Origin of the sequence: Janthinobacterium sp. J1-1 (assembly GCF_030944405.1) — a bacterium.
Lineage (GTDB): Bacteria > Pseudomonadota > Gammaproteobacteria > Burkholderiales > Burkholderiaceae_D > Janthinobacterium.
Map to the genome: position 1 here is coordinate 3,434,882 of NZ_CP132339.1, position 19,800 is coordinate 3,454,681.

Annotated in this window: 17 protein-coding genes; 14 read left to right on the forward strand and 3 right to left on the reverse strand. The window is 63.6% G+C overall.

The window, feature by feature from the left end:
* The first annotated feature begins 17 nt into the window (after positions 1-17).
* The 12 genes from Q8L25_RS15665 to Q8L25_RS15720 all read left to right on the forward strand — a co-directional run bounded on the left by Q8L25_RS15665 (position 18) and on the right by Q8L25_RS15720 (position 13,451).
* The gene (locus Q8L25_RS15665; protein WP_308920231.1) at positions 18-395 is read left to right on the forward strand and encodes a DUF2946 family protein; all 378 of its coding nucleotides are present in this window, start codon (positions 18-20) and stop codon (positions 393-395) included.
* 70 nt (positions 396-465) lie between these two features.
* Positions 466-1,065, forward strand: a complete 600-nt coding sequence (locus tag Q8L25_RS15670; RefSeq protein WP_308920232.1) for an SCO family protein — start codon at positions 466-468, stop codon at positions 1,063-1,065.
* A 21-nt stretch (positions 1,066-1,086) separates the two neighbouring features.
* Positions 1,087-1,554: a copper chaperone PCu(A)C gene (locus tag Q8L25_RS15675; protein ID WP_308920233.1), complete on the forward strand. Its 468-nt coding sequence runs from the start codon at positions 1,087-1,089 to the stop codon at positions 1,552-1,554.
* A 106-nt stretch (positions 1,555-1,660) separates the two neighbouring features.
* Positions 1,661-2,323, forward strand: a complete 663-nt coding sequence (locus Q8L25_RS15680) for a CerR family C-terminal domain-containing protein (RefSeq protein ID WP_308920234.1) — start codon at positions 1,661-1,663, stop codon at positions 2,321-2,323.
* Positions 2,320-3,528, forward strand: a complete 1,209-nt coding sequence (locus tag Q8L25_RS15685; RefSeq protein ID WP_308920235.1) for a multidrug effflux MFS transporter — start codon at positions 2,320-2,322, stop codon at positions 3,526-3,528. Before Q8L25_RS15680 ends, Q8L25_RS15685 begins: the two co-directional genes overlap by 4 nt.
* Positions 3,529-3,616: 88 nt before the next feature.
* Positions 3,617-4,951: a DUF3422 domain-containing protein gene (locus Q8L25_RS15690; RefSeq protein ID WP_308920236.1), complete on the forward strand. Its 1,335-nt coding sequence runs from the start codon at positions 3,617-3,619 to the stop codon at positions 4,949-4,951.
* Positions 4,952-5,011: 60 nt separating this feature from the next.
* Positions 5,012-6,538: a hypothetical protein gene (locus tag Q8L25_RS15695; RefSeq protein WP_308920237.1), complete on the forward strand. Its 1,527-nt coding sequence runs from the start codon at positions 5,012-5,014 to the stop codon at positions 6,536-6,538.
* Between the two features lie 66 nt (positions 6,539-6,604).
* Entirely contained in the window at positions 6,605-6,997 is a 393-nt protein-coding gene (locus tag Q8L25_RS15700; protein ID WP_308920238.1) for a BlaI/MecI/CopY family transcriptional regulator, read from the forward strand.
* Entirely contained in the window at positions 6,994-8,706 is a 1,713-nt protein-coding gene (locus tag Q8L25_RS15705; protein WP_308920239.1) for a M56 family metallopeptidase, read from the forward strand. The genes Q8L25_RS15700 and Q8L25_RS15705 overlap by 4 nt, the downstream gene beginning before the upstream one ends.
* A 15-nt stretch (positions 8,707-8,721) precedes the next feature.
* The gene (gene bla / locus Q8L25_RS15710) at positions 8,722-9,651 is read left to right on the forward strand and encodes a subclass B3 metallo-beta-lactamase (RefSeq protein WP_308920240.1); all 930 of its coding nucleotides are present in this window, start codon (positions 8,722-8,724) and stop codon (positions 9,649-9,651) included.
* 438 nt (positions 9,652-10,089) lie between these two features.
* Positions 10,090-12,213 carry a TonB-dependent siderophore receptor gene (locus Q8L25_RS15715; RefSeq protein WP_308920241.1) on the forward strand — a complete coding sequence of 708 codons (2,124 nt, stop codon included), beginning with the start codon at positions 10,090-10,092 and terminating at the stop codon, positions 12,211-12,213.
* Between the two features lie 71 nt (positions 12,214-12,284).
* Positions 12,285-13,451 (forward strand): heparan-alpha-glucosaminide N-acetyltransferase domain-containing protein, encoded by a 1,167-nt coding sequence (locus Q8L25_RS15720; protein ID WP_308920242.1) that lies wholly within the window; start codon positions 12,285-12,287, stop codon positions 13,449-13,451.
* Between the two features lie 16 nt (positions 13,452-13,467).
* Here Q8L25_RS15720 and Q8L25_RS15725 read toward each other — a convergent pair whose 3' ends face one another.
* The 3 genes from Q8L25_RS15725 to Q8L25_RS15735 all read right to left on the reverse strand — a co-directional run bounded on the left by Q8L25_RS15725 (position 13,468) and on the right by Q8L25_RS15735 (position 16,920).
* Positions 13,468-15,345, reverse strand: a complete 1,878-nt coding sequence (locus Q8L25_RS15725; RefSeq protein ID WP_308920243.1) for a hypothetical protein — start codon at positions 15,343-15,345, stop codon at positions 13,468-13,470.
* Positions 15,346-15,452: 107 nt separating this feature from the next.
* Complete coding sequence (locus Q8L25_RS15730; protein ID WP_308920244.1) at positions 15,453-15,983, reverse strand: isochorismatase family protein; 531 nt, start codon at positions 15,981-15,983, stop codon at positions 15,453-15,455.
* A 19-nt stretch (positions 15,984-16,002) separates the two neighbouring features.
* The gene (locus tag Q8L25_RS15735) at positions 16,003-16,920 is read right to left on the reverse strand and encodes a LysR family transcriptional regulator (RefSeq protein ID WP_308920245.1); all 918 of its coding nucleotides are present in this window, start codon (positions 16,918-16,920) and stop codon (positions 16,003-16,005) included.
* 144 nt (positions 16,921-17,064) lie between these two features.
* Between Q8L25_RS15735 and Q8L25_RS15740 the strand changes: the two genes are divergently transcribed.
* Together Q8L25_RS15740 and Q8L25_RS15745 are read left to right on the forward strand one after the other, a co-directional pair.
* Positions 17,065-18,261 (forward strand): ABC transporter substrate-binding protein, encoded by a 1,197-nt coding sequence (locus Q8L25_RS15740; protein WP_374694308.1) that lies wholly within the window; start codon positions 17,065-17,067, stop codon positions 18,259-18,261.
* A 24-nt stretch (positions 18,262-18,285) separates the two neighbouring features.
* Complete coding sequence (locus Q8L25_RS15745; RefSeq protein ID WP_308920247.1) at positions 18,286-19,800, forward strand: CoA-acylating methylmalonate-semialdehyde dehydrogenase; 1,515 nt, start codon at positions 18,286-18,288, stop codon at positions 19,798-19,800.

The following is a 19,800-nucleotide window of genomic DNA, read 5'->3' on the forward strand; positions in this document are numbered from 1 at the left end:
TCCGCTATAATCGCGGCATGGGACATTTTTTACAGCGCAAGCAGTGGAGTCTGTGGTTCGCCTGCCTGGCGCTGCTGCTCAATGCCCTGTTGCCGTCTTTGTCGCATGCGTTTGCGGCCAGCCAGGGCAGTGCCGCCGTCGAGATCTGCTCGGCCAGCGGCGCCGTCTACACGCAGGCCGACCTGGCGCCGCCATCCGGTCCGCAGCCCCAGCATATCGAACATTGTCTGTACTGCATGCACCATGCGGGCAGCCTGGCCCTGCCGCCAGCGCCTCCGCCGCTGGTCGCCGTGATCAAGGGACACGATGCGTATCCGCCGCGGTTCTGCCAGGCCTTGCTGCCGCAGTTTGCCTGGCGCGGCGCGCGCCCGCGCGGGCCACCTGCGGCCGCCTGAGTTACCGTCTTTCCCGCCGCCACGCGGCACCATCTTTATGCAGTACTACGCCCATCGGGCCTGATATCATATGAAACGTCGCTTATTCCTTCTCGCCGGCACGGCGGGCATGCTGACGCTTGCCGCCTGCGGCGAGCCAGAACCCAAACCCCATTACAACGGCATCGACCTGACCGGTGGCGATTACAAGCCCGACTTCAAGTTGAGCGGCCCCGACGGCAGGGTCTACACCCTGGCCGACTTCAAGGGCAAGTATGTGATGGTCTTCTTCGGTTTTACCCAATGCCCGGACGTCTGCCCGACGGCGCTGTCGCGCGCCGTCGAAATCCGCAACAAGCTGGGGCCGGATGCCGACAAGCTGCAAGTGATCTTTATCAGCATCGATCCCGAGCGCGATACGGCGGCCTTGCTGGGCGAATACATGCGCGCCTTCGATCCGAGCTTCCTGGGGCTGCGCACCGATCCGCAAGCCACTGCCCAGACCGCTTTCAACTACAAGGTGTTCTACCGCCGCGTGGTCAGCGGCAGTTCCTACACCATGGATCACACGGCCATCAGCTACGTGCTCGACAAGGAAGGGCGCATGCGCCTCGGCCTCAAGCACCAGCTGACGGCTGACGAATGCGCGCAAGACATCAAGACTCTGATGACCGCCAAATACACCTTATAAATCCCCTGAAAGGATCACATCATGTTTCACTTGAAAACCGTTGTTGCCGCCACCCTGGCCGTGCTGTCATTCTCCGCCGCCGCGCAAAGCGCCGTCACCGTCACCGAGCCGTGGGTGCGCGCCACCGTGGCGCAACAAAAGGCGACCGGCGCCTTCATGCAGATCACGGCGCCGAAAGCCATGCGCCTGGTCGAAGTGCGCAGCGCCGTGGCGGGCGTGGCCGAAATCCATGAGATGAGCATGAGCGACAATATGATGCGCATGCGCCAGGTCAAGGAACTCGCGCTGCCGGCCGGCAAGGCGGTCGAGCTGAAGCCGGGCGGCTATCATGTGATGCTGCTCGACCTCAAGGGCCAGGTCAAGGCGGGCGACAAAGTGCCGCTGACCCTGGTGCTGGAAGGCGAGGACAAGAAACGTGAAACCATCGAAGTCAATGCCGTGGCGCGTCCGCTGGGCGGCGCCCCGGCGGCGCATTCGATGCAGCACTGATCGTTGCTTTCCTGAAACCCGGTGCGCCGGGTTTTTTTACGTCCGCTTGAAAATTAAACAGTTGTTTGATATGATCTCAAACAACTGTTTAATTCATCCATACATCATGACCATCGAAAACAATACCGAACCCGCACGCGCCCGCATCTTGCAAACGGCGGCCGAGCTGTTTGCCGAACATGGCTATGCCAGCACCTCGGTGCGCAAGATTTGCGAGGCCGCCCAGGTCAACGTGGCGATGGTCAATTACTATTTTCACAGCAAGGAAGAGCTGCACCTGGCCGCCTTCGACCATGCGCGCGAACTGGCAGCGGCTTCGGCGCCGACGGTAGCCGAGGCCAGCGCGGCAGCCAACCTGCCGCCTGCCGAGCAATTGCGCCTGGCTATCGAAGCGCTGGTGTCCGACATGCTGCGCAGCGGTCCGGCGTCGCTGTTCAGCCGGCTGGTGGCGCGCGAACTGATCGAACCGACGGCCGCCATCCACAAGCTGGCCGAACGCAATGTGCGGCCCCAGCATGCGCTGTTTACCGGTTTGATCCGTGGCGTGGTGGGCGAGGCCATGCCGGCCGCGGTGGTGCAGAAATGCGTGTTCAGCGTGATCGGCCAGGCCGTGTTCTATGCGCGCTCGCGCATCGTGCATGAACTGGTGGCGCCCGAAATCACCTATGACCAGGCGGGCATTGCCGCCATCGCCAGCCACGTGGCGCAGTTTTCGCTGGCCGCGCTGGACGGCATGCGCGCCCGATACACGGCGGAGGTGGCCGCATGAAGGCGCGCAACCTGACCCTGGTGCTGGCCGGCCTGGCCATGCTGGGCCCGTTCGCCACCGATACCTTTTTGCCGTCGTTTCCCGCGATCGCCACCCATTTCGATGTCAGCAGCGTGCTGGTGCAGCAGACCCTGAGCGTCTACCTGGCCGCCTATGCCTTCATGACCTTGTTCTACGGCACCTTGTCCGACTCCTTCGGCCGCCGTCCCGTGATCCTCGGCTCCTTGCTGCTGTTCGCCGTCGGTTCGATCGGCGCCGCGTTTGCGCCCAGCTTTGGCTGGCTGCTGTTCTTTCGCGGCATGCAGGGCGCCTCGGCCGGCGCGGGCAGGGTGATCGGCCAGGCCATCGTGCGCGATACCCTGTCCGGTGCGGCCGCGCAAAAGATGTTGGCAAATATCATGATGGTGTTCGGCATCGCGCCCGCCATCGCACCGATTATCGGCGGCTGGCTGCATGTCGCCTACGGCTGGCAGTCGACGTTTGTGTTTACGTTTTCCGTCACCGTGCTGCTGATGCTGGCCTGCTTGAAAGGCTTGCCGGAAAGCTTGCCGGCCGCCCAGCGCCAGCCGTTTCACCCCGGCACCATCGCCGCCAACTACTGGCAGGCGCTGCGCCACAAGGTGTTCCTGCTGCGGTCCCTGGCCGTCGCCTTTGCCTTTGGCGGCTTCGCCCTGTATATCGCCTCGGCGCCGCATTTCATCCTGGACTTGCTGCGCCTGCCGGAAACGGCGTTCGGCTGGATGTTCGTGCCGATGGTGGCGGGCCTGGTGCTCGGTTCGGCCTTGTCGGGCAAGCTGGCCCATTCCGTGCCGAGCGCCACCCTGGTGCGGCGCGGCCTGCTGGTGATGGCCGCCACCGGCGTGCTGAACATGGCGTACAACCACTGGTTTGTCGCCAGCCTGCCGTTTGCCGTGGTGCCGGTGGCGCTGTATGCCTTCGGCATGTCGATCGCGCTGCCGGGCATGACCATGTCCACCCTCGATATTTTCCCGCAGATGCGCGGCCTGGCCGCCTCCTTGCAGAATTTCGTGCAGATGGTGCTGTTTGCGCTGGTGTCCGGCTTTGTCGCGCCGCTGCTGTTCGACAGCGGCTTCAAGCTGGCGCTGGGGCAGGCGGCGGCCGTCGTGTTGGCCGGTTTCTTCTGGTGGCTGGGCACGCGCCAGGCGGCCGCGCACGCAGTGCAGAAGGCGGTCAAAAGCAACTAATAGTCAGGCATGCATGCTGCTTTGTTACACTGTCACTATCGGCCGCCTGCACGGGGCCAGGCAGCTTTGTAACTTTATTGGCAGATCCATGCACCTTATCAACTCCAGTCTGAACCACGCCCTGCGTGTGCCGCTGGCCGCGGAAATCCATTCGCGGCCCTTTTTGCAACTCGATGCGCCGGAACTGATCACCCACCTGGCCGTCTACAGCAACGACCAGCCCGCTACAGGTGTATCCAACATGCAGGCCCAGCACGCCACCCTGGCGGCGCTGTGCACGCATTTTGGCGTCACCGGCCCCAGCAGCGAAGCGAAATATTTTTATTACGACTTCGGCCGTTTCCGGCTGAAGTGGGAATGCCATACGGAATTTGCCACGTTTACCTTTGCCGAGCATCCCGATGCTCCGGTGCCGCTGGTGCAAGCGTTCGAGTCGATGCCGCTCGAACAATTGCCGCAGCAGTGGCTGGCCGGCCTGAAAGGCAAGCTGATGGTGGCGGCGCACGTGGTGCTCGAGCGCGCCGTCGAGCCGGCTGACGCCTACATGCAGGGTTTGGCCAAGGTCTTCGAAGGCAATACCCTGGTCGGCAGCGAAGTGCTGCAGGGCGGCGAGTTGTGGACCGATTTCACCATCCAGTCCGACGGCTTCAGCCGCTTCATTATCCGCGACGCGGGCATGCGCTCGCAGCAGTCGGGGCGCTTGGTGCAGCGGGTGCTGGAAATCGAGACCTACCGCATGTTTGCCTTGCTGGGCCTGCCTTACGCCATGCAGGCCGCGCCGTCGCTGAACGCGATTGAAAACGAGCTGGCGACCCTGGCCGCCGCCATGGTCGAGACCGATAATGCGCGCGGCGATGACGGCGTCTCCGAGCAGGCCTTGCTGGACCGCATCACGCGCCTGGCGGCCCGCATTGAAAAACTGTCGCTCGACAATAGCTACCGCTTTTCCGCCTCGAAGGCCTACATGGGCCTGGTCCGGGCCCGCATCGAGGAGCTGCGCGAAGTGCGCATCGAGGGCATACCGACGGTCGAGGAATTCATGGACCGCCGCCTGACGCCGGCCATGAGCACCTGCGAAGCGATGGCCAGCCGCCAGGAAGCGATGGCCCAGCGCATCGCCAATACCAATGACTTGCTGCGCACCCGCGTCGGCATCGTGCAGGAATTGCAGAACCGGCAAATCCTGCAATCGATGAACGAACGCGCCGCCCAGCAATTGCGGCTGCAGCAGGCCGTCGAAGGCTTGTCGGTGGCGGCCATTTCCTACTATGTGATCGGCCTGTTCAGCTACACGGGCAAGGCGGCCAAGGTGATGGGCTTGCCGGTCAATCCGGAAATCCTGGTCGGCGCGCTGGTGCCCTTCGTGGCGGCCGGTGTATGGCTGGGGCTGCGGCGCATGCATCACAAGCTGCATGCGCACTGAGCAGGACGACAGCCGCGCCTGAAGTTTGCTATGGTCCGACATTGAGCTTAACAAGGAGCCATGGTGCTAGCAAATGTCGGCGATATCTACAGTGTGTTTTCAATGGAGGTGCAGCAATACGTGGCGTGTCAGGTCACCCAGCTCAAGCCAGCGTCGTCGCCCAAGGGCACGCCGCTGGCGGCCGTGCTGGAACTGGACTGGAGCAGCGATGCCTTGCCCGATGCAGAGGCGGCCGGCCGCATGCGGCCCTTGCGCTACAGCTATTTTTTCATCCGGGACCGCCTCGATCACGGCTTTGTGACGGCCAATGTGCCGCCCGACCACGTGTTCATTGCCAACCTGCCCCCGCTGGTGGAAGAGGAGGTCAACACCTACAAGTTCGGCTGGGACGTGGGCGCCAGCATGGCGCGCCAGCGCAGCTGGGAGAAAATTGATCCCGAACGGCGCGCGCAATTCCAGGCCGCATCGAGCGACAAGCAGGTGACCGTCGGCGGCCATGTCTTCAAGCAGGACGCGACCCGCATCAACGACAGCGTGCTGGACGCCATCAAGGACTTGTCCGAACTGGACCGGTTGCCTTGCCTGATGAACATCGAAACGAAGCAGGGCACGCCCGAGCTGATGGCGTATATGCAGCGGCATCCGTTTATCAACGAACTGGACTGGCAATCGTCGACCGTCACCGATATCGACGTCAGCGCCACCCGCCTGAACCGTCTTATTCTGCAGCCCGAGGGCGTTGCCAGGGTGCGCCTCAATCCCGAGCTGTACCTGTTCTCGCTGACGGCCATGCCGTCGCCGCAGTTGCGGGTCGAGCAGGCGGAGCAGGGGCGCGACCTGACTTTGCAGTGCGTGGAGAACATGCCGGTCCTGCAAGGCTTGGACCGCCTGGGCGCGTTGTCGCTGACCGGCGTCAGGGAGGTCGACCTGGCGCCGGTGGTCCGGCGCCTTCCTCAACTGAGGGAGTTGCGCATCTGGGGCAAGCCCGGCAACGCCAGCAATTTCCACAGCATCGCGCAGCTGCCGCAGTTGCAGATGCTGACCACGTTTGATGTGTTCGGCTTCGGCGCCGACGAGTTCCCCGCACCTGAACAATTGCCGAAGCTGTCGCAGCTGTGGATGACCAGCGTGTCGGCAGATGTCGCCAAGGCCGTCAAGACGGCGTACAAGAAAGCGGCGGCGCAAGGCCTGGATTTGTCGATCAGCAAGCCGCGCAAGCCTGAATGGCTGGCCGAGAACCTGCACAATCCGTTTCGCGACTGGGATGGCAGAGAGCAGATTTCGGCAGCCCAGGCAAAGAAGGCGGCGCTGGCCTACAAGAACTTGCTGGCTGCTACGCGCCGCATCGACGCCGGCATGCCGGCGGCCGAGGCTGCCGCCGCGCTGGACGCCATGGTGACGGCCTATACCGTGGATTTCAACAAGATGGACCGCTCCGGCATAATCGAAACCGTCGAGCGCGAGGAAATCTACAGCGTGCTGGTCGATGTATTGAAACAGTTGGAACAGGAGCTGGGAGAGCAGGGGGGCGTGCTGGTGCGGCAGGAACGCCTGTATGAATTATTCGACCAGTTGCGTGACTTCTGAAACAGGCAGGATTCATCTAGAAATAAAGTTCTAGACATAAAGTTCTAGTGTGGGTATGCTGGCGTCATGTCAAAACATAGCCCACTCCCCACACCTACCGCAGCCGAACTGGAGCTGCTGCGCATCCTCTGGCAGCACGGTCCGCTGGACGCGCGTGCCGTCTACGATGCGCTGGCGCTCGAGCGCGCCGACGCCAGTTACGCCACCGTATTGCGCCAGCTGCAACTGATGCATGGCAAAGGCCTGCTGAGCCGCGATGAAAGCCGGCGGCCTCAGCAATACTGCGCTGTGGAAGCGCAGGAAAAAGTGCAGACCAGCCTGCTCAAGGACCTGATCGGCAAGGTGTTTGCCGGTTCCGGCAAGGCGCTGGTGCTGACCGCCCTGCGCGAGCATGTCAGCGACGCGGACCGGCTGGAAATCGAAAAAATCCTGCGCAACAAGGATGCGGGCAAGCCATGAACCTGGCCATGCTGATTCCCGCACTGGGCTGGTCGCTGCTGTATTTTGTCTGGCAGGGACTGGCGGTCGGCGCGCTGGCAGCCGTGGCCCTGTGGCTGCTGCGAGGCGCTGACGCGCGTGCCCGCCATGCGGTGTGCGCGCTGGCGCTGCTGGCGTGCTTGGTCATTCCTTTGACGCATCTGCTGTATCTGCTCGGCGCCGTAGCGCCGCCGTCCTCCGCCTTTTCTTCGACGCTGCTGAACGCGTGGATGCCGTCGCTGGTGCTGGCCTGGAGCGCAGGCGTGGCCTTGATGAGCTTGCGCCTGTTGCTGGGCCTGGCCTGGGTCGCCCGGCTGCGCCGCCAGGCCATTGCCGCACCGGCCATCTGGCAGCAGCGCCTCGATGCGCTGGCCTTGCGCATGGGTCTGCGTTCCCCGGTCCCGCTCAGGCTGCATGCGGCGCTGGCCAGTCCGGTGACGGTCGGCTTTTTCCGTCCGCTGGTGCTGCTGCCGGCGTCCTTGCTGAGCGGCATGCCGGTGCCTTTGCTGGAAGCCCTGCTGGCGCACGAACTGGCGCATGTGCGGCGCTGGGATTACCTGGTCAACCTGTTGCAGAGCGTGGCCGAAGCGCTGCTGTTCTTCCATCCCGTGGTGTGGTGGTTGTCGGCGCGCCTGCGGATCGAACGCGAACTGGTGGCCGATGCGCTGGCGGCGCAGTCCTTGCAGGATCCGGCCCAGCTGGTCAGTGCGCTACACCAGCTCTCTTTGCAGCCAGCAACGCCTGGGCACGATGGCTTGTTGCTGTCGGCGCGCGGCGGCACCTTGCTCATGCGCATCCAGCGCCTGATGGCGCCCGCGCCCACGCTGATGCCGGGCAGGGCGGGCTGGAAACTGGCGCTGCCGGCCATGCTGCTGGCCGGTTCCACCTTGCTGGCCCAGGCGCCGCGCCCGTCCGCGCCGCCGATACGGCTTGCCGCCGCCAGCATGCTGGCGCTGCCCGTCAATGCCCGCCATATGCTGGTGATCGACGACGCCAGCGGCAAGGTGCTGATGGCGAAGGACGCCGATGCCATCGTGCCGATCGCCTCGATCACCAAGCTGATGACGGCCATGGTGGTGCTCGACGCCGGCCTCGACCCCGATGAAACACTGCGCATCGTGCGCGCCGATGGCGAGCCCAGCCAGCGCCGTGGCGTGCTGGCCGACGGCGTGCAAGTGCCGCGTTCGGTGGCCTTGCAACTGGCGCTGCTGCCGTCCGAAAACCGCGCCGCCGCCGCCCTGGCGCGTACTTATCCCGGTGGCCGCGCGGCGTTTGACCTGGCGCTGCAAGCGAAGATCCGCAGCCTGGGCCTGAAACGCACGACCCTGGACGACCCGGTCGGCACCTCGCCGGCCAACACCTCGACCGCCACCGAAGTGGCGCGCATCGTGGCGGCGGCCGCGCGCTATCCCGAGATCGCCCGCATCACCACGGCCGCGCAAGCGAGCGTGGCCGTCAACGGCAGGCCGCGCACCCTGCACAACACCAATGCGCTGGTCGGCCATGCCGGCTGGGACATCGCGCTGTCGAAAACCGGCAGCAGCAACGAGGCCGGCAGTTGCCTGACCATGCGCATGAAGAGTGGCGGCAAGCATGTCACCGTGGTGCTGCTCGATGCCGACGGCGCCGAGCGGCGCGGCCTCGATGCGGCCCATATCCGCACCGCGCTGGCTTCCAATACCTATTTTTAACCCTGGAGAATAATAATGACGAGATTGGCAAAACTGTTGGTGGTGGTGGCGATGACGGCGGCGGGCATGGCGCAGGCACAGGATGTGCCGGTGAACTGCGACGACTGCAAGGCGTGGAATGCGCCCGTCAAGCCGTTCAATATCTACGGCAATACCTGGTATGTGGGCGTGGCGGGCTTGTCCGCCGTGCTGGTCACCAGTGACGGCGGCCATATCCTGCTCGACGGCGCGCTGCCGCAATCGGCGCCGCTGATCCAGGCTAACATCGAGTCGCTGGGTTTCAGCATGAAAGACGTCAAGCTGATCCTCAATTCCCACGCGCACTGGGACCATGCGGGCGGCATCGCGGCGTTGCAGCGCGCCAGCGGCGCCACCGTGGTGGCCAGCGCCTCGGGCGCACAGGTGCTGCAGAGCGGTACCAACGGCCGTGACGATCCGCAATACCAGGCCAAGCCGGTGGTGCGGGTGGCCAAGGTCGACCAGGTCACCGTGGTAAAAGAGGGCGACGTCGTCAAGCTGGGGAAACTGGCGCTCACAGCCCATATGACGCCCGGCCATACGCCCGGCGCCACCACCTGGACGTGGCAATCGTGCGAGGACCAGCGTTGCAAGAATATCGTCTACGCCGACAGCCTGAACGCCTATTCCAGCGGCGACTTCACCTTTACCGGCAAGGGCAAAACGCCCGATATCTCGGCCTCGTTCCAGGCCAGCATAGACAAGGTTGCCGCTTTGCCGTGCGACGTGATTATCTCCGTGCACCCGGGCATGACCAAGGTGCTGGAAAAAGCCGCCGGGCGCACCAGCGAGCACAATCCCTTTGTCGACGCGGGCGCCTGCCGCGCGTACGCGGACAATGCGGGGAAATTGCTGGCCAAGCGATTGGCGAGCGAGCGGGGGGCGGTGGTGCAGGATGCGGCTACGGGTACGCCGCATAGCCATTAAGATACCTCATTTACGCCAGGATACTCGATGAATGCTGGCTATAACCGCAGCATCCTGCAGGGTGCTGTGAATAACGAAACGCAGACTCAGGCGATGAAAAAATGGCAGGCGAAAAAGCCGGAATGATTCGTTAAACGTGTTTATAACCAGGCGGGTCTTGAGAGCTATATAGACCAACAGACGCGTTTGCCTGCTACGCTTGCAGTGTCGGCACGGCCTGCCGAAGCCAGTGGCGGACAGGTCGTGTTGCCGCAAGACGCTCAGCAGATGATGGTTAGGCGATAATTGCCTGTGATGAGCAGAAACCGCTAGCGTATGGACGCCTGCCGCGCCTGCCTGGATGAGGCCAGAAAAAAATGCCTTCAGGTCTTTAGTGAGAATCGATTATCAATTACAATGCAAGCCTATTGCATTTCATTGACTGTTTTCAGGAAGCTCATGTCTCCATCCCGATTTTTACGCCGCCCCGCCGCACTGTTGCTCGCCGCCGCCAGCCCCCTGGCGCTGGCCGCCGATCCCGTGCCCGCCGAAGACACCACCGGCCACAGCCATATCCCGGAGGTGGTGAACGTGAAAGCCGAGCGCCAGCATTACCGCAGCCTGTCGGCCACCGGCGCCACCAAGACCGACGCCTTGCTGATGGATTTGCCGCAGAGCGTGCGCGTGCTGACCGGCGATTTGCTGCGCGATGCGGGCGTGACGAATTTGGCCGGTGCGCTTGAATTGTCCAGTGGCATTGCCAAGCAAAGCCCGCTGGGCGGCCTGTGGGACAGCTATGCCATGCGCGGCTTTACGGGCGACCCGAATTTCGGTTCCGACTATATGGTCAACGGTTTCAGTTCCAGCCGTGGCTACAACGGCATGCGCGACGCGGCCAATACGCAGAACATCGAGGTGCTCAAGGGGCCGGCGTCGGCCCTGTATGGCCGGGGCGAGCCGGGCGGCACCGTCAATATCACCACCAAGAAGCCGAAATTCGTGCCCGAATACAGCGCCGATGTTTCGCTGGGCAGCTTCAACATGAAGCGCGCCGCCGTCGACCTGACCGGCCCCCTGAGCGACACCGTCGCTTATCGCCTGAACGCCGCGCATGAACAGGGCGACAGCTTCCGCGACACGCTCAAGGTCGAGCGCAGCATCTTTTCGCCATCGTTCATCTGGCTGCTGGGCGACCATACGACGGTGTCCTACGAGATCGAAGCCGTGCGCCAGCGCGCGCCGTTCGACCGCGGCGTGCTGGCCGTCAATGGCAAGCTGGGCGTGGTGCCCGTGTCGCGCTTCCTCGGCGAGCCGAATGATGGTCCGATGACGGTCAAGTCGCTGGGCCAGCAGCTGTTCATCCATCACGATCTGTCTGGCGAGTGGATATTGCAGGCCGGGCTGTCCTACCGCGACAGCGAACTGACGGGCTATTCGAGCGAGGCGAACAACCTGCTGGCGGACGGACGCACCTTGCGCCGCCAGCGCCGCCACCGCGATTTTTCCTCGACCGATGTGTCGGGACGCATCGAACTGCTGGGCAAGCTGACCACGGGCGCGTTCAAGCATGAAGTGCTGCTGGGCGTGGACGCCTACCATTTCGACGACCACCGGGTGCAGCTGCGCCGCAACCCGTCCGCCGGCAATGCTTACGCGATCGATATCTTTGCCCCGGTGTATGGCGGCGTGGCCGATCCGCTGGCGTTGTCGATCGATACGCAAGAGGGGCAGAAGGCGCACGGCCTGTATGCGCAGGACCAGATCGACCTGGGTGCGCAATGGAAGGCGCTGGTCGGCGTGCGCCACGACAGCTATGACCAGGATGTGACGAACAATCGCCTCAAAGTGAGCAATAATCAGTCGCTGTCGGCCACCAGCCCGCGCGTGGGCCTGGTCTACCAGCCGTCGAAAGCGTGGTCGCTGTACGCCAGCGCCGCCAAGGGTTTCCGGCCCAACAGCGGCATCAGCATAGCCAACCAGGCGTTCCCGGCCGAGCAGAGCCGCTCGTACGAACTGGGCGCGAAACTGGACACCGGCAAGCTGACGGGTACCCTGGCCGTGTATGACATCAGCAAGCGCAATGTCTTGACCACCAATCCGCTCAATACCGATTTCGCCATCGCCGCCGGCGAAGTGGGCAGCCGCGGGCTGGAGCTGGACGTGTCGGGCGAACTGGCGCGCGGCTTGCGCGTCTCGGGCGCCTATGCCTACACGGACGCCACCGTCACGCGTGGCGACAATACCATCGTTACCGGCAGCCGTTTTGCCAACGTGGCGCGCCACAGCGCCAATATCGTTGCCACCCAGCAGTTCATCCTGGGCAGCGGCACGGCCAGCGTCGGTGGCGGCCTGCAATACGTGGGCGAGCGCCTCGGTGACGTGGCCGTCAGCAGCAACTTCACCTTGCCGGCCTATACCACCGCCAAGCTGCTGGCCTCGTACTCACCGACCGCGAAGCTGCGCCTGTCGCTGAATGTGGAAAACCTGTTCAACCGCAGCTACTACGCCAGTTCCTACAGCCCGCTGTGGGTGGCGCCGGGGGCGGAGCGGACGGTGACGTTGAATGCGCATTACAGGTTTTGATATGTTTAACCCCCAGTCTCCGCCGTTGGGTTAAATAACGCCATCCTCCCACCAACATTCCTCATGATTTAATGACTGTAAACGCTACTCTCACTCCCATCCCCCTGCGCGCCCGCATCGCCGTGATCGACGTGATGCGCGGCCTGGTGATGCTGATCATGCTGTTCGACCATGTGCGCGAAACCGTGTTCCTGCATCACCAGGTCGGCGATCCGATGGATGCGTCCACCGTCGACCCGGCCCTGTTTTTCACGCGCATGGCGGCCCACGTTTGTGCGCCGATGTTCGTGTTCCTGACGGGCCTGTCGGCCTGGCTGTACGCCCATCCGGCGGCAGGCCCGCGCAGCGCCACCGGCTTCCTGTTCAAGCGCGGCCTGCTGCTGGTGGTGCTGGAACTGGTGTTCGTCAATTTCGCCTGGAACGGCGCGTTTCCGCCGGCGGTGCTGTACCTGCAGGTGATCTGGGTGATCGGCCTGGCCATGATGGCGCTGGCCGTGCTGCACCGCTTGCCCCTGGCGGTATTGCTGGTGCTGGGCGTGGCGATCGTCGCCGGCCAGCATCTGTTTACCGATCTGCATGCGGAAGAGGGCAGCCTGGCCTACTATCTGCTGACGGTGCTGCTGCAGCGCGGCTATCTGGTGGCCGACGGGGCCATGAAAATCAAGGTCAGCTATCCGCTGCTGCCGTGGATAGGCGTGATCGTGCTCGGCTACGCGGCCGGCCCCCTGTATGCGCGCAGCCTTGGCCTGGCAGGGCGGCGCCGTTGGCTGCTGGCGCTGGGCGCAGGCTGTTTGCTGCTGCTGGCCGTGCTGCGCGGTTTTAATATTTACGGTGAAACCCTGCCGTGGGTGGCCGGCGAGACGGCCTTGCAGACGGCGATGAGCGTGCTGAACTTCACCAAGTATCCGCCGTCGCTGGACTTCCTGCTGTTCACCCTGGGCCTGGGCCTGCTGGGCCTGGCCTGGCTGGAAACCCTGGACAACTGGTTCGTGCGCGCCTGCGCCACCTTTGGCGGCGCGCCGATGTTCTATTATTTGCTGCACCTGTACCTGCTGTTGATCATCGGAAAAACTCTTACGGCCGTGCTGGGCGCCAACCATGGCGGCCGCTATGGCGTCGAGCATGTGTGGCAGGTGTGGCTGATCGCGCTGGCCCTGATGCCGCTGCTGTACTGGCCCTGCCGCGCGTTTGCCAACTACAAGCGCACCTCGAACAAAGCCTGGGTGCGCTACTTCTGAGCTGCTTTTTGCAAGACTATTTGCAGTACAGCCGGTCGATGCTGTGCGGCGAAGCCAGGTAGTGCCGCGTCTGCCAGCTGATCGCCACCCGGTAGGCGCAGGGCGCATCAAACGCCACGTTGACGGGGAAGCCGCCGTTATTGCCCGACAGATGGGGGCCGCCCGCGCCGCCGCGGAACAGGTAATTGCTGGCCGGTGGCGGTGGCGTGAAATTGGCGGCCGGCAGCGGTGGCGGCGGATGGGTGATGCCGTTGTTGTTGGAAATCGTCACATTGAAAAAGCGCAGATGCGGGTGGTCTATCGTGTACAGGATATGCACCACGCCGCCCGCGATCGGGTTGCAGGCATTGCTGCGCAGCTCTTCCAGGTCCAGCGCGACAATCACCGGTGAATTGTCGAAGACGATGGAATCGAGGCCGTCGCTGGCCACCAGCGCCAGGGTGGTGGCGTCGCGCACCTCGAAGCCAAGACGGTAGCGGCGCACGGGTTCGCTTTCGGTGCTGGCCAGGCTGCGGCCCGCGTCCAGAATCGGCAGGCCGCCCGGCAGCTTGGGCGGATGCAGGCTGGTGATGGCATCGGTATTGACCACCAGCAGGTCAAAGGTGCGCAGGAAATTGCCGGTACCGACATTGACGACCGAGGTGGTGCCGTCGCGCATGTCGACCGTCACCGCCTTGTTGTCGACCCGTATCCAGCCACCCGCCTGCAGGTCGGCCGTGTCGACGAAGACCGGTGCGGAGTCGCCCAGTCCCAGGCCGTTCGTGTAGAACACATAGCCCACATGGGTGCCGAGCATCTGCGTCAGCGGCGCCAGGCTGGCGGGTGCCACCGAGGGCAGGGCGGCGGGATCTTCGGTGCCGCCGGGCCAGGTCCACTCGCCGACCAGGAAGCGGTATTCGAGCGCATTGGCGGGAATGGCGCTATTGCGCAGCGGGCAATTGCCTTTCAGGGTGACGGCGCCGCCAAAGACATAGGATTGGATGGGGCCGCCCGCATAACCCTGTGGCGAAAAGCCGGGCAGCGACGGAAACGGGTGGATATCGAACACCTCGACCTGTTGCCAGTGCGGCACGGCTTCCACGTCGGGTGGCAAGACTTCGCTCGAGCACAATTCCACGCAGAAGCAGTGGCCGACGTTTTCGCGGCCCGGCTGGCGTCCGGCCGATTGCGGTTCCGACAGAATGGTCACGCCGCCCAGCTGGGCCGTGAAGTACACATCGGGGCCGCCGGCAAACTCGATATTGATCACGGGCGAGAAGGGCGTGAGGGTAAAGTCCGACGCCAGGTAGTCGATGCGAAAGCGGCCGCTCGCGTCCGTCACGGCGTCGCCCAGGGCGTCGTCCTGCAGCCAGTCGGCGTCAAACGCGCGCACGGTGGCGCCGGCGATCGGCGCATGCGGCGCGGCGCAGGTGCGCAGCATGCCGCAGATGGTCCAGGCGCCAAAGCGCGCGCGGATCAAACACCAGAACCGGTGCGGCAGGCAATAGTCCCAGATGGCCAGGAAATCCTCGCCGGCGCGGCGCCAGCGCGGCTGGATGATGGTGATGGAAAACTGCAGCGGTACCGGCTCTCGCGGCCCGGGCTTCAGGTGCGGCACGGTGGGGCACAGCACGTCGACCTCGACCGCCTCGCCCTGGTATTGCGTCTCCTCGTCGATGGTAAAACTGTAGTTGCCATCGGCATCGGTGCGCGCCTCGGCCAGCAAGAACGGCGTCTTGGCCTCGACGTCTTCGTCCCTGAGGATGGCGAAGGTTTCCTTGGCACTGGCCACGGCCAGCGCCGTGGCGTTCTGCGTATCGCGCACACGGTACAGGCGTACGATGACATGCGACAGGTTTTCCGGACACTCTGCACAGATCAAGCCGCACAGTTTGCCTCGCAGGATATAGGCCATGACGATCCCCTTGCTCGATTGAAACAGGCGCCGCAAGACGCTGCGGCTACCCTGTCAAGCTAGCAAACGGCAGCCTGAGGCGTTTGATCTCGCGTAAGGCCGACCCGCTATTTAATCAGGGCAAGCACCTCGCGGAAACGGGGATGGCGGCAGTCGCGCAGCCACTCGAAGGCCAGCATTTCCACCGTCAGCAATTGCGCGCCCAGGGTCGCCAGCCGGCTGAGTGCCGCATCGCGGCTGGACTGCAGGCGCGAGCCGACGGCATCGATGGCGATGATCACGTCGTAGTCGCGTTCCAATAGCCCGATTGCCGTTTGCAGCATGCAGACATGGGCTTCGCAGCCGGTGACGATCACCTGCGTGCGTCCGGCTGGCAACAGTTCCTGCAAACCGTCTTCGCAGGCGCCGAAATGGGTTTTCTGCAGCGTGTCCTGGCACAGCGCGGCGATCCCGGGCGCGTTCGGCCCCAGCTTGCCGCTGTTCTGCTCGGTGCCCAGCACGGGGATGTCGAGCAGCCGGGCAATCGTGGCCAGCCGCACATTCTGCGCCAGCACAGCGTCGCCATCGTGGATCGCCGGCATCAATCGTCCCTGCAGGTCGACAATCACCAGCACCGCTTTATTTGCATCCATCAGCATCGTGTTCTCCTTGGTTTATTCATGGTAACCATTCGGACGTGGACGACTCGCCCATCAGGTAATCATGGTTCAGTTCGATGACCTCGCGCAGATAATTCCACAAGGCCCGCACCCGGGCGATATTACGCCGCTCTGTCGGCGAGATCATCCAGAAAGACCGCTGCAGGTCGATCTGGCCGTCCAGCACCGGCACCAGTTCGGTGGACTGCTGGGCCACGAAGCATGGCAGGATCGCCAGCGCCTGGCCGGCGCGCGCCGCATGGTATTGCGCCAGCACGCTGGTGCTGCGAAAGGCGCGCAGCGACTCGGGCGCCACATGGTCCATATAGCGCAGCTCGGCGCTGAAGACCAGGTCGTCCACATAGCCGATGATGGGGTGCTGCGCCAGCTGGGCCACGCTGGCAATCGGCTCATGGCGCGCCAGATAGGCGGGCGTGGCGTACAGCTTCAGGCGGTAATCCGACAATTTCGTCACCACGTAGGGGCCGGACAGGGGCCGCTCGATGGAAATGGCCACGTCCGCCTCGCGCTTGGACAAGCTGACGAAACGCGGCACGGCGATCAGGTCGACGCTGATATGCGGATGGCGGCCGCAAAAATGCGCCAGGTGCGGCGCCAGCACCACCGCGCCAAAGCCCTCGGTGGCGCCCAGGCGCACCTGGCCCGACAGCAGGCGGTTGTGCTCGCCCAATTCCTCGGTGGCGGCAAACACCGTGCTTTCCATGGTTTCCGCATATTCCATCAGGCGGTGGCCTTCGGGCGTCAGCTGGTAGCCGACGTAATTGCGGTCGAACAGCTGGGTGCCCACCTGCTCCTCGAACTTGCGCATGCGGCGCGAGACGGTCGAGTGATCGATGCCCAGTTTTTTGGCCGCATCGACCAGGCCGGCGCTGCGCGTCAGTTCCAGGAAGACCCGTACATTGTCCCAATCGAGCATTTTGCCTCCTTGTGCATTTTTGCAAAGGAATTATGCAGTAATTTCACTTGAGTGCATATTTTTACACATGCAGAATGCAGATAAACATATAAGAAATATTCTTTATCCATCAGGAGACACTGCATGAAAAAGACCGTTCTGGCCATGGGCGCACTCGCGCTCGCCCTTTCCTTCAACACTGCCCAGGCGCAGATTTCCGATGGCGTCGTCAAGGTCGGCATCCTGACCGACATGTCCGGCCCGTATTCGGCGATGGGCGGGCGCGGTTCCGTCATCGCCAGCCAGATGGCGATGGAAGACTGCCTGAAAGCCGAATGCAAGGGCATGAAGATCGAAATCGTCTCGGCCGACCACCTGAACAAGGCCGATATCGCCGCCTCCAAGGCGCGCGAATGGATAGACCGCGACAAGGTCGATGCGATCGCCGATCTCACCAATTCCTCGGTGGCGCTGTCGGTGCAAAAGCTGATGAAGGAGAAGGGCGGCATCGCCATGTTCAGCGGCCCGGCCACCGGGCGGCTGACCAATGAAGACTGCTCGCCGAACGGCTTCCACTGGATGTTCGACACCTATTCGCAGGCGGCCGGCACGGCGGCGGCATTGACCAAGCTGGGACAGAAATCCTGGTACTTCGTCACCGTCGATTACGCCTTCGGCCACTCGCTGGAAAAAGACGCCAGCGATGTCGTCAAGCGCAACGGCGGTACCGTGCTGGGCGCCGTGCGCCACCCGCTCAACGCCTCGGATTTTTCCTCGTTCCTGGTGCAGGCGCAAGGCTCGAAGGCGCAGGTGATCGGCCTGGCCAATGGCGGCGCCGACGTTGTCTCGGCCATCAAGCAGGCGCGCGAATTCCGCATCGGCAGCGGCAAGGACCAGCGCCTGGCGGCCTTGCTGGTGTTCCTGTCCGACGTGCACGCGCTGGGACTCGAAACGGCGCAGGGCCTGGTCTACGCCGACGGTTTTTACTGGGACTACGACGACCGCAGCCGCGCCTTTGCCAAGCGTTTCGAAGCGCTCAACAAGGGCGCCAAGCCGACCATGGTGCAGGCCGGCGTGTATTCCAGCGTCTATCACTACCTGAAATCGGTAGCGGCCGCGAAAAGCGACGACTCGAAAATCGTCGCCGAAAAAATGCGCGAACTGCCGATCAAGGACGTCGTCATGAACAACGCCTCGATCCGCCCCGACGGCCGCGTGATCCACGATATGTACCTGGTGCAGGTGAAAACCCCGGCCGAATCGAAAGGCGCGTGGGACTACCTGAAAGTGCTGTCGACCATCCCCGCCGACCAGGCGTTCAAGCCGATGGATGCGGCGGCGTGCAACCTGGTCAAGAAATAACCCCCCTATTCTACGGAGCACACCATGAACCAAGCCCTCACCCAAGTCCCCGCCGTCCCCCTGCATATCGGCGGCAAGCACCACGCTTCAAGCACCACCGAATGGCGCGACGTGGTCAATCCGGCCACCCAGGAAATCGTCGCCCGCGTGCCGTTTTCCACCACCGCCGAAGTCGAACTGGCGATCGCCACCGCCAAGGAAGCGTTCAAAACCTGGCGCAATACGCCGCTGGCGGCGCGCATGCGCATCATGCTCAAGTACCAGCATCTGATCCGTGAAAATATCGGTGCCCTGGCCGAACTGATCACGCGTGAACACGGCAAGACCCTGCCGGATGCGGAAGGCGAAGTCATGCGCGGCCTGGAAGTGGTGGAACACGCGTGCTCGATCGCCACCCTGCAGCTGGGAGAAATTGCGGAAAACGCCGCCAACGGCGTCGATGTCTACAATATCTACCAGCCGCTGGGCGTGGGCGCCGGCATCACGGCCTTCAATTTCCCCGTGATGCTGCCGTGTTTCATGTTCCCGATCGCGATTGCCTGCGGTAATACCTTTGTGCTGAAACCGTCCGAGCAGGACCCGTCGTCGACCATGTACCTGGTCGAACTGATGTACCAGGCGGGCCTGCCGGCCGGCGTGCTGAATGTGGTGCATGGCGGCGCCGACGTGGTCAACCTGCTGTGCGACCATGCCGATATCAAGGCCGTCTCGTTTATCGGCTCGACCGCCGTCGGCACCCACGTGTACCGCCGCGCCAGCGAATCGGGCAAGCGCGCGCAGTCGATGATGGGCGCGAAAAACCATTGCGTGGTGCTGGCCGACGCCAACAAGGAGCAGGCGATCAACAACCTGATCGGCGCGGCGTTTGGCGCGGCCGGCCAGCGCTGCATGGCCAATTCGGTGGTGGTGCTGGTGGGCCAGGCGCGCTCGTGGCTGCCGGACATCGTGGCGCGTTCGCAAGCGCTGAAAGTGGGGCCGGGCAGCGACCGCGACGCGGACCTGGGGCCGATGGTCTCGAAGGCCGCCATGCAGCGCGCCGAAAAACTGATACAGGCCGGCGTCGACGAAGGCGCGCAGCTGCTGCTCGACGGCCGTGGCCACCAGGTGGCCGGTTTCGAAGGCGGCAACTTCATGGGGCCGACGATCTTCTCGAAAGTCAACGCCAGCAATTCCGTCTACACGCAGGAGATCTTCGGCCCCGCCATGTGCGTGGTGGAGACCGAGACGCTGGACGAAGCGATCGCCTTTATCAACGCCAACCCGAACGGCAACGGCACCTCGATCTTTACCTCGTCGGGCTGGGCCGGGCGCAAGTTCCAGAACGAGATCGACGTGGGCCAGGTCGGCATCAACGTGGCCATTCCCGTGCCGGTCGCCTATTTCAGCTTTACGGGGTCGCGCGCCTCGAAGCTGGGCGACCTGGGCCCGAACGGCAAGCAGGCGCTGTACTTCTGGACCCAGACCAAGACCGTCACGGCGCGCTGGTTCGCGCCGGACGATGGCGGCAGCGGCGTGAACACCACCATCTCGATGAAATAA

Bases quoted from the DNA above. Each gene is read 5' to 3' on its own strand.
- Q8L25_RS15665 (WP_308920231.1), top strand. From the start codon at position 18: ATGGGACATTTTTTACAGCGCAAGCAGTGGAGTCTGTGGTTCGCCTGC.
- Q8L25_RS15670 (WP_308920232.1), top strand. From the start codon at position 466: ATGAAACGTCGCTTATTCCTTCTCGCCGGCACGGCGGGCATGCTGACG.
- Q8L25_RS15675 (WP_308920233.1), top strand. From the start codon at position 1,087: ATGTTTCACTTGAAAACCGTTGTTGCCGCCACCCTGGCCGTGCTGTCA.
- Q8L25_RS15680 (WP_308920234.1), top strand. From the start codon at position 1,661: ATGACCATCGAAAACAATACCGAACCCGCACGCGCCCGCATCTTGCAA.
- Q8L25_RS15685 (WP_308920235.1), top strand. From the start codon at position 2,320: ATGAAGGCGCGCAACCTGACCCTGGTGCTGGCCGGCCTGGCCATGCTG.
- Q8L25_RS15690 (WP_308920236.1), top strand. From the start codon at position 3,617: ATGCACCTTATCAACTCCAGTCTGAACCACGCCCTGCGTGTGCCGCTG.
- Q8L25_RS15695 (WP_308920237.1), top strand. From the start codon at position 5,012: ATGGTGCTAGCAAATGTCGGCGATATCTACAGTGTGTTTTCAATGGAG.
- Q8L25_RS15700 (WP_308920238.1), top strand. From the start codon at position 6,605: ATGTCAAAACATAGCCCACTCCCCACACCTACCGCAGCCGAACTGGAG.
- Q8L25_RS15705 (WP_308920239.1), top strand. From the start codon at position 6,994: ATGAACCTGGCCATGCTGATTCCCGCACTGGGCTGGTCGCTGCTGTAT.
- bla (WP_308920240.1), top strand. From the start codon at position 8,722: ATGACGAGATTGGCAAAACTGTTGGTGGTGGTGGCGATGACGGCGGCG.
- Q8L25_RS15715 (WP_308920241.1), top strand. From the start codon at position 10,090: ATGTCTCCATCCCGATTTTTACGCCGCCCCGCCGCACTGTTGCTCGCC.
- Q8L25_RS15720 (WP_308920242.1), top strand. From the start codon at position 12,285: ATGACTGTAAACGCTACTCTCACTCCCATCCCCCTGCGCGCCCGCATC.
- Q8L25_RS15725 (WP_308920243.1), bottom strand. From the start codon at position 15,345: ATGGCCTATATCCTGCGAGGCAAACTGTGCGGCTTGATCTGTGCAGAG.
- Q8L25_RS15730 (WP_308920244.1), bottom strand. From the start codon at position 15,983: ATGCTGATGGATGCAAATAAAGCGGTGCTGGTGATTGTCGACCTGCAG.
- Q8L25_RS15735 (WP_308920245.1), bottom strand. From the start codon at position 16,920: ATGCTCGATTGGGACAATGTACGGGTCTTCCTGGAACTGACGCGCAGC.
- Q8L25_RS15740 (WP_374694308.1), top strand. From the start codon at position 17,065: ATGGGCGCACTCGCGCTCGCCCTTTCCTTCAACACTGCCCAGGCGCAG.
- Q8L25_RS15745 (WP_308920247.1), top strand. From the start codon at position 18,286: ATGAACCAAGCCCTCACCCAAGTCCCCGCCGTCCCCCTGCATATCGGC.